The sequence below is a fragment of the Spirosoma sp. genome, from assembly GCF_048594605.1.
Taxonomy (GTDB): Bacteria; Bacteroidota; Bacteroidia; order Cytophagales; family Spirosomataceae; genus Spirosoma.
Map to the genome: position 1 here is coordinate 1 of NZ_JBMDWV010000222.1, position 11,883 is coordinate 11,883.

Annotated in this window: 11 protein-coding genes; all 11 read left to right on the plus strand. The window is 45.8% G+C overall.

What is annotated here, in order from left to right; all coding sequences use genetic code 11:
* The coding region (locus ACOJS8_RS14180) for a T9SS type A sorting domain-containing protein (RefSeq protein WP_420149201.1) at positions 1-1,889 on the plus strand (1,889 nt) is incomplete at its 5' end.
* Between the two features lie 178 nt (positions 1,890-2,067).
* Positions 2,068-4,245 (plus strand): T9SS type A sorting domain-containing protein, encoded by a 2,178-nt coding sequence (locus ACOJS8_RS14185; protein ID WP_420149202.1) that lies wholly within the window; start codon positions 2,068-2,070, stop codon positions 4,243-4,245.
* Positions 4,246-4,426: 181 nt separating this feature from the next.
* Entirely contained in the window at positions 4,427-4,798 is a 372-nt protein-coding gene (locus ACOJS8_RS14190; protein WP_420149203.1) for an NADH-quinone oxidoreductase subunit A, read from the plus strand.
* Positions 4,799-4,861: 63 nt separating this feature from the next.
* Positions 4,862-5,407, plus strand: a complete 546-nt coding sequence (locus tag ACOJS8_RS14195) for an NADH-quinone oxidoreductase subunit B (RefSeq protein WP_420149204.1) — start codon at positions 4,862-4,864, stop codon at positions 5,405-5,407.
* 79 nt (positions 5,408-5,486) lie between these two features.
* Positions 5,487-5,987 carry an NADH-quinone oxidoreductase subunit C gene (locus ACOJS8_RS14200; protein WP_420149205.1) on the plus strand — a complete coding sequence of 167 codons (501 nt, stop codon included), beginning with the start codon at positions 5,487-5,489 and terminating at the stop codon, positions 5,985-5,987.
* Between the two features lie 78 nt (positions 5,988-6,065).
* The gene (nuoD, locus tag ACOJS8_RS14205) at positions 6,066-7,298 is read left to right on the plus strand and encodes an NADH dehydrogenase (quinone) subunit D (protein ID WP_420149206.1); all 1,233 of its coding nucleotides are present in this window, start codon (positions 6,066-6,068) and stop codon (positions 7,296-7,298) included.
* A gap of 46 nt (positions 7,299-7,344) precedes the next feature.
* Positions 7,345-7,848 carry an NADH-quinone oxidoreductase subunit NuoE gene (gene nuoE, locus ACOJS8_RS14210; protein WP_420149207.1) on the plus strand — a complete coding sequence of 168 codons (504 nt, stop codon included), beginning with the start codon at positions 7,345-7,347 and terminating at the stop codon, positions 7,846-7,848.
* Positions 7,849-7,851: 3 nt separating this feature from the next.
* Positions 7,852-9,192 carry an NADH-quinone oxidoreductase subunit NuoF gene (nuoF, locus tag ACOJS8_RS14215; protein WP_420149208.1) on the plus strand — a complete coding sequence of 447 codons (1,341 nt, stop codon included), beginning with the start codon at positions 7,852-7,854 and terminating at the stop codon, positions 9,190-9,192.
* Positions 9,193-9,256: 64 nt separating this feature from the next.
* The gene (locus ACOJS8_RS14220; protein ID WP_420149209.1) at positions 9,257-10,342 is read left to right on the plus strand and encodes a 2Fe-2S iron-sulfur cluster-binding protein; all 1,086 of its coding nucleotides are present in this window, start codon (positions 9,257-9,259) and stop codon (positions 10,340-10,342) included.
* A gap of 17 nt (positions 10,343-10,359) precedes the next feature.
* Complete coding sequence (gene nuoH, locus ACOJS8_RS14225) at positions 10,360-11,526, plus strand: NADH-quinone oxidoreductase subunit NuoH (RefSeq protein WP_420149210.1); 1,167 nt, start codon at positions 10,360-10,362, stop codon at positions 11,524-11,526.
* A 73-nt stretch (positions 11,527-11,599) separates the two neighbouring features.
* Positions 11,600-11,883 (plus strand): 4Fe-4S binding protein (locus ACOJS8_RS14230; protein ID WP_420149211.1); only part of this gene is annotated, 284 nt, incomplete at its 3' end.

The following is an 11,883-nucleotide window of genomic DNA, read 5'->3' on the forward strand; positions in this document are numbered from 1 at the left end:
ATTACGACGGACTTGTAGAGGTAGCTAACGCCTGGAATAGTAGTTTGAATGATACTTTTTTTCAGAACTCAACGCCTATAAGCCCTGCATTAGCTCCTACTGTTTCAGTGGCCTGTGCTGGTAGCAACAACTTAAGAATTAGTGTTAATGGAAATTATTCGAGCATTCAATGGAATTCAGGAGAATCAGGAAGCTCGATTACAAAAGGAGGGGGTATTTATCAGGCGAAGATTAAAGATAATTTGGGGAATACATTTTTTTCGGCTCAGGTAAATGTTCCCAATGTTATTGCAGCAGTTACGGATAATGGTTTACCCTACGTGTGTGCGGGCAACAGTCTGAATTTAACCACTAATTATCCAAACGTAACATGGCTCAATCAGCAGAATAATACGACCGTATCTACATCGCAGACGTTTTCGACAAATACCGAAGGATCTTATTACGTTCGATATCGTGATGTAAGCGGGTGTGATTTTACATCCAATATTCTATCCGTTTCAATAAAGCCATTGCCTGCTACTCCCACGATTGCTAATGATAAACCCACTACGTTCTGCCAGGGTGACAATACTGTATTACGTACCGAGACAGATAATGTTCGATATAACTGGAGTGATGGGCAGCAGAACAAAAGCATTAGTGTTGGAGCTTCAGGAGCGTACTTTCTGACGGTAACTGATCAGTTTAATTGCACATCGGCACGTTCTAATACAATTAACGTAACGGCGAATCCGGTACCGGACAAACCCGTTATTTCTACAAATGGGCCAACAACATTTTGTGCTGATCGTAACATTACGCTGACAGCACCTCAAAACGTAGCCTATCAGTGGACCAGTGGTCAAACTACTCAGAGCATCACGATTAACGAATCTGGTAATTTTGCTGTTCGGACGAGTAACCAGTTTGGCTGTAGTTCTGTGCAGTCGGATGTCATTACGATTAAAGTTAATCCATTACCTCCATCACCTTCTGTTTCGGCAAGTGGAGCAACCACATTTTGCGATGGTAATCGCGTGGCCTTAACCGCAACCAGCCTGCTGGACGTAGTTTGGTCAAGTGGACAAAATGACAAAACCATTGTTGTTACGTCATCTGGAAATTATGCCGCACAAGCCCGCGACCAGATCGGATGCTTATCTCCTTACTCGACAGTTATAGCTGTTAAAGTTAATCCATTACCTGCCACACCAACTGTTCTTGCCACTCCTGACCGTATCATTTGTGAAGAGCAGACGGTTACGCTACGTGTTGATGGACCTTATACCGTATTCTGGAGTACAGGCGATTCAACGCAACGTATTATCACGGGAGCAGCAGGTTCATATTCCGCCAAAGTACGTGACGAGAACGGTTGTATATCTGCTCAGGCGGGCAGTATTGTTGTTGAATTAAGACCGCTACCTGATCCGCCAACGGTTAATGCTATTGGCACATACACTTTAGAAGCTGTTAGTTCGTCAAACGGTACGCAGTTTCGCTGGTATAGGGGAACAGATTCGTTAGCATTTGACTCAGCGATTATTAAAGCGAACCAGTCAGGCCTTTATACGGCGCGTTCGTCAACAATTTATTCGCCAATATTAACCTGCTTTTCCCGCCCATCGACTCCCTTATCATTCACTGCCGATTTAAGTAACCGAGGGGTTAGTATTTATCCGAATCCGAATCCAGACAAAATCGTCGTGCTGGAGACATTAGAAAATTTGGTCAATGCTACGGTTACAATTCTAACGTTGCACGGGCAACAGGTATTCACAACGGTAGTCCCCTTGTTCGACGAACGAAAGCAATTTGTGCTTAGTGGCATACCGGCTGGCTCTTATATTATTCGTGTGCAGGCTGCGGATTTCGATGTTTCCAAGCGAATTCTACTTGGATTGTAATATTAATTTCATATATGCCGCTTAATCTAAAAAATTAGACTTAATATTGCACTTTACCGGGAAAATCACTTTATGTTAAATTGATATTAATAAGGTGATCAAGGGTTATCTGGCCTTTTAATTAATTCAGCGTAATGCGTTAAAAGACCGGAGGCAGATTATTGATTGATCATTAAAAATGAAGAAAAACTATTTAGTACTACGTCTGTTTTTGCTCATTTTGACTTTCCTCAGTTTGGAGGTGTCAGCTCAGAATACTCAGGCACTTAAAATTACTTACCCGGAAAGCCGGGCGATTTTTCAGCGAGAAAACGACAATACCAGCACCATTTATTTGTCTGGCAGCTTATATCAGCCTGCAGACAGTGTTCAGGCTCGTATGCAGGCTGAAGAAAGTGGTCAAGGATTTAACACGGACTGGGTGACTATACAGAAAAATCCACAAGGGGGCATTTTTCAGGGTTCGTTAAAAGCGCGGGGAGGATGGTATCGTCTGGAAGTCCAGAGTTTCGCAGGCGGCAGAGTTATAGGTAGCGACGTAATCCGAAAAGTGGGAATCGGTGAAGTATTTATCATTACTGGTCAATCCAACGCACAGGGGTTCCTGAATTACGGAGCTGTTGGTGCTACCGACGACCGGGTCAATTGCGTTACGTACGACAATACAGCTGCAAATTCACTGAACGATCCACCGGCACCTACCTTTCAGCAGTTGAGCGCAAATTCACTAATCGGGCCACGCGGGCAAGGCGCCTGGTGCTGGGGCGTATTAGGCGATTTGATTGTAAAACAATACGGTGTTCCTGTATTATTTATTAACACTGCCTGGGCTGGAACAACCATCAAGAACTGGCAGGAAAGTTCGGACGGTACCATCACTAAAAACATTTTTGCGATCGGGACACCAAATGAGAATTTTCCTCAGGGTATGCCTTATGCCAACCTGGTCATTGCACTACGTTATTACTGCTCGCTTCAAGGGCTACGCGCTGTTTTGTGGCAACAGGGTGAAAATGACAATGTACCATTGCACTCCACCCGGATTGAGTATCGTAACGCAATGCAGTACATTGTCAATAAAACTCGCGCTGATACGGATCGGTATCCGGCCTGGGTTTTGGCAAGGTCTTCATATAATTTAGGGCAAGTGAGTCAGGATATTATCCAAGCGCAAAACGACGTAATCAATACGTACAACAATAACGTTTTCGCCGGACCCTTTACCGACAATATTCAGATTCCTCGATTTGACGATGTACACTTTGGTAACAGGCCTACGAACAACCCTGGTGATAAAGGACTAAATGATCTGGCGCAAGCGTGGTACCAAAGTCTCAATCCCGTGTTTTTTTCCAGCTCCCGGCCATTACCGCCATTGCCATCGCCCGTTCTCTCTGTTACGTGTTCAGCTTCAAACAACAGTCTGACGGTAAGCTTACCCGGCTTATACAGGTCTTATAACTGGAATTCAGGACAAACAACACAGAGTCTTAATGTTACGCAGCCTGGTGTTTACAGAGCTACGTTAAAGGATAGAACAGGTAATACGTATTTATCGCCAGCAATTGACGTACAGGCACCAATCCAGCCTGCAACGCCAACGATCTCTCTGGCGAGTGATCTAAACAAGATAGCTGCTCAACAGCAACAAATCTGTACGGATTCAAGCTTGGCACTGGTTGCTAATACGTCGGCAAACAGTATTGGGGTTTGGACCAGCGGTACAGCCGTTACTGCAAGTCGAAATTTGACCGTAAGTAATGCTGGAACGTATTCATTATGGGCGCAAAACGTATATGGCTGTCGATCCGCTCAATCGTCAGCAATAAGCCTGACTGTCAGACCCAAAATACCAACGCCCAGTGTTGAGCAAATAGGAGCTTATTCATTACAGGCAGTATTGCCAACCCCAACAGGCGGGCAGTCCGATTTATTTGACTGGCGTCGTGGCGGAGAAATTATTCCCCAAAACAGCGCTGTTGTAAAAGTTGTCGTTTCTGCCAATTATTCGGCGCGGGCAAAAACAACATTTACATTGAGTAACAGCCCTAGTCTCACCTGTTACTCAGATTATAGTACGCCGAGAGCCTTTACGTTTGATCAGTCAAATGGGGGAGTAAGTATATATCCGAATCCTTCTTCTGATGGTAGAGTTACAATTGAGACACTTGAAGATCTACAAAATGCAAATGTTGATGTGTTCTCGCTTACCGGACAACTGCTCTTCTCCAGCCAGGGCATTTCCTTTAGCGAACGCAAAGCGTTTGATCTTTCAGGGTTGTCACCAGGTGTTTACTTGGTTCGGGTTCGCTCAGCTGGATTCGACATTTCAAGGCGTGTTATTATAAATCACTAAATCGGGTTTATGATCCTAAATAGAAGCCATTCTGTACAGAATGGCTTCTATTGTTTTAAGGCGCAGGGTTTAAATATTCTATTTTTAAGTGTATATTTGACCTATTACGACAACAAAAATCTGTCGTGAGCCTATTGGTTTTATCGCTACCTTTGTGCCGATTTTTTCGACCTAACTCTCTATGAATACAACCTACGTTCCGGCAGACTATCTGCCTGTACTTATTCAATTTGGTATAGCCGTTGGATTCGTTGTTTTTACAATGGTGGTTACCCATGCTATTGGCCCGAAGCGTAACAGCCAGAAAAAAGACGACCCTTTCGAGTGTGGTATTCCGGTTCAGGGCGACGCACGAACACCCATCTCTATCAAGTATTTTCTGATTGCTATCCTGTTCGTTCTTTTCGACGTAGAAGTCATCTTCTTATATCCATGGGCCGTTAATTTCAAGGGCTTAGGCATGACGGGTTTTATCGAAATGGTTTTGTTTATGGGGCTGCTGCTGGCTGGTTTCTACTACATTATTCGAAAAGGCGTTTTGAAATGGGAATAGGTGTCTAAATGTGAATTTTAGATCCTATTTATTCGTTGTTAAAGTAAGCAATCACAACGTTATATGGCAACTGATATTAAGCTGGCAAAAGCTCCGGAGAGTTATGATGGCCCCGGTTTTTCTGCTACTTCATTTGATAAGATTATAGGTTTGGCCCGAGCAAATTCGCTCTGGCCATTACCGTTTGCTACGTCCTGCTGTGGCATTGAATTCATGGCGACGCTAGCTTCAGACTGGGATTTGGGACGCTTTGGTTCTGAACGTAACAGCTTTTCACCCCGCCAGGCCGATATGATGCTTGTGGCCGGCACCATTGCCAAAAAGATGGCCCCCGTTGTAAAACAGGTCTATCTGCAGATGGCCGAACCGCGCTGGGTAGTGGCTATTGGTGCATGCGCATCCAGTGGAGGTATTTTCGACACGTACAGCGTATTGCAAGGCATTGACCGAATCATTCCGGTTGACGTCTATGTACCGGGTTGCCCGCCCCGCCCTGAGCAGATTATTGAAGGCGTGCTTCAGATTCAGGAATTAGCGAAAAATGAATCCCTACGTCGTCGTAATACAGAAGAGTATCAACACTTACTGAATTCATATAATATTCAGTAGTGCATAGAATCGTTGTTCCATTTTACGCAGGAACCAACGATTATTAGCTAATTAGTCAATCATTTGTTCACCCATCAGTATGCTGACCAACGAAGAAGTTGCACAGACAATTATTAATCAGTTTGGCGACTCTGTTCGGGATTTTGATGATCCATACAATCTGCTAACCTTTTCAACAACGCGGGAGAACATCATTCCGTTGATTGCATATCTGAAAGACCATGCTACGTATCAGGTGGGCTTTCTGACTGATATTACGGCTGTTCATTATCCTGACTCGCCCGGTCAGGAATTCTGCGTTGTTTACCACCTGCATAGTTTGGTCAATAATTTCCGGTTACGTGTCAAGGTCTATTTGTCTGCAGACGATATTCACGTCCCGACCGCTACTACGTTATATGCTAGTGCGAACTGGATGGAGCGGGAAACGTTTGATCTGTTTGGCGTAATTTTCGATGGGCACCCGGATCTTCGTCGCATACTGAACATGGAAGAAATGGATTACCACCCCATGCGCAAAGAATATCCGCTCGAAGACGAGACCCGCGAAGATAAAATTGACGCATTGTTTGGACGATAAAGATTGAATTGTTGAGTTGTTAAATGATTGATTCTCTCATTCAGCTATTCAATTATTCAATTATTCAATTATTGAAATATGGTTTCTGAAGAACTCGATATAGCCAATAAAAACCTGCCGACCGAACAGGGTCCTGTTCAATACGTTAACGAACTGACAACGCTTAACCTCGGTCCTACTCACCCCGCTACGCACGGTATTTTCCAGAATATCCTGCAAATGGATGGTGAGAAAATCGTTTCAGGCGAGCAAACTGTTGGCTATATCCATCGCGCGTTTGAAAAGATTGCCGAGCGTCGTCCGTTTTATCAGATTACTACGTTAACCGACCGCATGAACTACTGCTCATCGCCCATCAACAATATGGGGTGGCACATGACGGTTGAGAAACTGCTGGGAATCGATATTCCGAAGCGCGCCCAATACATCCGGGTTATTATGATGGAACTGGCTCGTATTGCCGACCACATCGTTTGTAACGGTATTTTAGGTGCTGATGCCGGTGCGTTAACGGGCTTTACGTACGTATTCCAGGAGCGCGAAAAAATCTACGATATCTACGAAGAAATCTGTGGAGCACGACTAACTACCAATATGGGACGTATCGGCGGAATGGAGCGCGATTTATCGCCAACAGCCATTCGCAAGATCCGTGAGTTTCTGGAACGTTTCCCGAAAGTGTTGCAGGAGTTTGAAAATCTGTTTAATCGTAACCGGATTTTCATGGACCGTGTGATCAATGTAGGGAGTATCACCGCCGAACGTGCTTTGAGTTATGGCTTTACCGGTCCAAACTTACGCGCAGCCGGTGTCGATTACGATGTGCGGGTTATGAATCCGTATTCGTCGTACGAAGATTTTGAGTTTGATATTCCCATCGGTCAGAACGGCGATACGTATGATCGATACATGGTACGTAGCGAAGAAATGTGGCAAAGCCTGCGTATTATCAAACAGGCGATGGATAACCTGCCTGAAGGATCGCACTACGCTGATGCGCCACAATATTATCTACCTCCGAAACAGGAAGTGTATAAAAACATGGAAGCGCTCATCTATCACTTCAAAATTGTGATGGGGGAAATAGACGCTCCGGTTGGCGAAGTATACCATGCAGTTGAAGGGGGTAATGGTGAACTGGGTTTCTACCTGATTAGTGATGGCGGCCGTGCACCATATCGATTGCATTTCCGTCGCCCATGTTTTATTTACTATCAGGCATTTCCAGAAATGTGTAAAGGTCTGACCCTGTCCGATGCCATTATCATCATGAGTAGCCTGAACGTTATTGCAGGTGAACTGGATGCGTAATACCGTTTTCACTGGCCGTTGAATGAGCGGTCTATAGTTTTTAACTATGAGTAAGACTCTTGAAAATAAGGCAGTAGTTTTCACACCTGAGCGAGCAGCCAAAGCCGAGGAAATTATTGCGCGTTACCCCGAAGGTCGGCAGAAGTCGGCTTTGTTGCCATTGCTTCACCTACTACAGGAGCAGGAAGGCTGGACGAGTCCTGAAGGTATGGATTACGTAGCACGGCTGCTTGATATTCAACCTATTGAAGTATATGAAGTAGCTACGTTCTACACCATGTACCATATTGAACCGGTTGGTAAGCACGTTATTGAGTATTGCCGTACAGGCCCTTGCTGCCTGATGGGGGGCGATGATGTACTGTCTCATCTAAAACAGCGCCTTGGCATCGATACTGGTCAGACGACAGTAGATGGCCAATTTACGCTGAAGGAAGTAGAATGTCTGGCAGCCTGTGGTATGGGGCCTGTTTTCCAGATTCGGGAGAAATACTACATGCATCTGACCAACGAGCGTGTAGATGAAATCATTGACGAATTGTCGAAGTAAGGAATGGCAACCAAAATACTAACCGAGCATATTAACGTTCCCGGCATTGAGACATTCGATGTTTACCGGAAACAAGGCGGCTATACCGCTGTTGAAAAAGCGCTGAAAACAATGACGCCCGACGCCATTGTTGAAGAAGTGAAAAAAGCGGGCGTTCGTGGTCGGGGTGGTGCAGGCTTCCCTATGGGCATGAAATGGAGCTTTCTGGCTAAACCAGAAGGTGTTCCCCGGTATCTAGTCTGTAACGCCGACGAATCGGAGCCCGGTACGTTCAAAGATCACTACCTGATGAAAATGATTCCCCACTTGCTGATTGAGGGGATGATTGTTTCATCATACGCGTTGGGAGCCAATAAATCGTTCATCTACGTTCGGGGTGAATTGATGTATGTTATTCATATTCTGGAGAAAGCCATTGCCGAAGCGAAAGCAAAAGGTTTTTTAGGGAAAAATATTCTCGGTTCGGGTTACGATCTTGAACTGGTTGTACAACCCGGTGGTGGCGCCTATATCTGTGGTGAAGAAACGGCCTTACTTGAATCGCTGGAAGGTAAACGCGGAAATCCACGGAACAAACCGCCGTTTCCAGCCGTAAAAGGGCTTTACCAGTGCCCAACGGTTGTGAATAACGTAGAGTCAATTGCTACTACGTCATGGATTGTCAACAATGGCGGTGATGCTTATGCCGCTATTGGTATTGGACGTAGCACCGGCACCAAATTGATTTCCGCATCAGGCCATATCCGTAAGCCGGGGGTATACGAAATTGATCTCGGCGTTCCAGTTGAGGATTTCATTTTTGCCGATGAATGGTGCGGAGGAATTCGCCCCGGTCATAAATTTAAAGCATTGGTAGCGGGTGGTTCGTCAGTACCCATTTTGCCTTCTAATCTCGCGCTAACACTGGCTAATGGCGAAAAACGGCTGATGAGCTACGAATCGCTTTCTGAAGGCGGTTTTGCTACAGGCACCATGCTCGGTTCAGGTGGTTTTATTGTTTTCGACGAAACGGCCTGTATTGTACGTAACACCTGGAATTTCTCCCGGTTTTATCACCACGAATCCTGCGGACAGTGTAGCCCATGCCGCGAAGGAACGGGTTGGATGGAGAAAGTTCTCCACCGCATTGAATACGGTCATGGCCATCAGCACGACATTGATTTGCTTGTCGACGTAGCGAAAAAAATCGAAGGTAATACCATTTGTCCGCTTGGTGATGCAGCGGCCTGGCCGGTTGCCAGCGCCATTCGTCACTTCCGTGATGAGTTTCAGTGGCACATCGATCATCCAGCCGAAGCTACTCAACCCGGCGCTGTGTATCGGGGCGAAATGGCTTTGGTATAAATTAAACGGACTAACAGCCGTAACGTAATAAGATAAGGTAAACGGACAATGTCCGTATTGAAATATGGAAGACGTAAAGCCGCAATTGTTGAAAGTTACCATCGACGGTATTGAAGTCGAAGTGGAGCCGGGAACGACCATTTTGCAGGCCGCCCGCAAAATTGGTCCGGAGGTGGCTCCTCCGGCCATGTGTTACTATCAGCCATTGAAAGGCAGTGGTGGCAAATGCCGGGCCTGTCTGGTACGTGTAGCCGCTGGTTCAGCGAAAGATCCCCGGCCAATGCCAAAACTGGTGGCTTCCTGCTTAACAGCTGTTCAGGATGGTATGATCGTAGAAAATACAACGAACCCTCAGGTAATAGATGCACGTAACGGAATCGTTGAGTTTCTACTGCTCAACCACCCGCTCGATTGCCCCGTTTGCGACCAGGCTGGCGAGTGCGACCTTCAAAACTTCGCGTTCGACCATGGCAAGGTTACAACACGCTATGAAGAAGATCGCCGTACCTTTGAAAAGCAAGATTTAGGCCCATACATTCAGTTGCACATGACGCGCTGCATTCTGTGCTACCGTTGTGTATTTACGGCCGATCAGATTACTAACAAACGGGTTCATGGCGTATTGGGCCGGGGTGATGCGGCTGAAATCGGCACGTATATCGAGAAAGCAATTGATAACGATTTCTCAGGCAACGTAATTGATGTTTGCCCGGTAGGTGCGTTGACGGATAAGACGTATCGTTTCAAAAACCGGGTTTGGTTTACCAAGCCTGTCGATGCACACCGCGATTGCCCAACCTGTTCGGGTAACGTAACGCTCTGGTATCGGGGTGATGACGTAATCCGCGTAACCGCTCGTAAAAACGAATGGAATGAAGTAACCGAGTTTATCTGCAATACCTGCCGCTTCGAGAAAAAGAAAACCAGCGACTGGACAATTGAAGGGCCGACTAAAATTTCACGTAGTTCGGTTATTTCGGCCAATAAATATCGCAGCGATACAATCAAACCCTCGTTTGGCCAACGGCTGGCGGCAGCTGAATACAAACAGATTCACGACGAACGTGATACGTCGCAATTGCAGATTCAGCAGTTGGCGCCTGAACGCTTCGCCAAAGTATTACCCTCGGCTCTGGAACCAGAACCTTAAATTTTACAATGTAAATTATGGACTTAACCATATTAGCTGCGAAAGGGATTATCATCCTGATTATCTTCATTATAACGCTTACTATTGCAGCTTATTCAACCTGGGGTGAACGCAAAGCGGCTGCTTTTTTGCAGGACCGCCTTGGCCCAAATCGTGCCGGTGTATGGGGACTTTTGCAGCCCTTGGCCGATGGTGGAAAAATGTTCTTCAAAGAAGACTTTATTCCGGCGCAGGCTAACAAATGGCTCTTTATTCTGGGGCCGTCGTTAACTATGCTTACGGCATTGATGTCGAGTGCGGTTATTCCATTTGCCGACAGCATCCGGTTTGCGTGGAACAACGTGAACTACGAAGTGCCTGTACAGGGAACAGAGGTCAACATTGGTGTACTTTACATTTTCGGCGTTGTATCGCTGGGTGTTTATGGCATCATGGTTGGCGGCTGGGCCTCCAACAACAAATTCTCGCTGTTAGGAGCAATTCGCGCGGCTTCGCAGAACATTAGCTACGAAATTGCATTAGGCTTGTCGATCATCGCAATTCTGATGATGACGGGTTCGCTGTCGTTACGTGCCATTGTAAACGAACAGGCAACTTTCTTCGAGTGGAACGTATTTACGCAACCGCTGGGCTTCATTATTTTCCTGACCTGCGCCTTTGCTGAGTGTAATCGTACCCCATTCGACTTACCTGAGTGCGAAACCGAGCTTGTTGGGGGCTATCATACCGAATATAGCTCTATGAAACTCGGCTTTTATCTATTTGCTGAGTACATCAATATGTTCGTGTCGTCGGCGTTTATTGCTACGTTGTATTTCGGCGGTTTTCATTATCCGTTCATGAACGAAGTCGGAGCTGCGCTGGAAAAATCGATGGGTGCAGTTGCAGGGCATAATATTGGTACGGTCATTCAGTTGCTTATGTTCTTTGCAAAGATTTTCTTCTTTATTTTCTTCTTTATGTGGGTTCGCTGGACGGTGCCACGGTTCCGCTACGACCAACTGATGAATCTGGGCTGGAAAACATTGATTCCGCTTTCAATCCTGAATATCGTTATTACCGGTGCCGGATTATTGTATAATTTTAAGTATGCTAGCTGGCTGATTGCAATTGTCATGATTGTACTGGCGATAACAACAGCCGTGCGTGTACCAAAGCGAGAAGTTTATCCGCAACAATCGTAAACCATGTTTGAAGTTTACGATTTGAAAGAACGTAGTGAATCAAATCGTAAACCACAACCTTCAAACAAACAGTATGCAACTAACCAACAGAGCCAAACAAGTCAGCAATAAAGAAATGACGCTGGCTGAAAAGATGTACCTGCCCGCTTTTTTTAGCGGTTTGGGCATTACGATAAGCCACCTTTTCAAGAAGAAGGTAACTATACAGTATCCCGAAGTGAAAAAGTATCTGGGACCTGTATACCGGGGGCACCACGTATTGAAACGCGATGAACAAGGACGTGAGCGTTGTACGGCCTGCGGGCTTTGTGCCGTTGCCTGTCCAGCCGAAGCTATCTCGATGGTAGCCGCCGAGCG

Bases quoted from the DNA above. Each gene is read 5' to 3' on its own strand.
- ACOJS8_RS14185 (WP_420149202.1), top strand. From the start codon at position 2,068: ATGAAGAAAAACTATTTAGTACTACGTCTGTTTTTGCTCATTTTGACT.
- ACOJS8_RS14190 (WP_420149203.1), top strand. From the start codon at position 4,427: ATGAATACAACCTACGTTCCGGCAGACTATCTGCCTGTACTTATTCAA.
- ACOJS8_RS14195 (WP_420149204.1), top strand. From the start codon at position 4,862: ATGGCAACTGATATTAAGCTGGCAAAAGCTCCGGAGAGTTATGATGGC.
- ACOJS8_RS14200 (WP_420149205.1), top strand. From the start codon at position 5,487: ATGCTGACCAACGAAGAAGTTGCACAGACAATTATTAATCAGTTTGGC.
- nuoD (WP_420149206.1), top strand. From the start codon at position 6,066: ATGGTTTCTGAAGAACTCGATATAGCCAATAAAAACCTGCCGACCGAA.
- nuoE (WP_420149207.1), top strand. From the start codon at position 7,345: ATGAGTAAGACTCTTGAAAATAAGGCAGTAGTTTTCACACCTGAGCGA.
- nuoF (WP_420149208.1), top strand. From the start codon at position 7,852: ATGGCAACCAAAATACTAACCGAGCATATTAACGTTCCCGGCATTGAG.
- ACOJS8_RS14220 (WP_420149209.1), top strand. From the start codon at position 9,257: ATGGAAGACGTAAAGCCGCAATTGTTGAAAGTTACCATCGACGGTATT.
- nuoH (WP_420149210.1), top strand. From the start codon at position 10,360: ATGGACTTAACCATATTAGCTGCGAAAGGGATTATCATCCTGATTATC.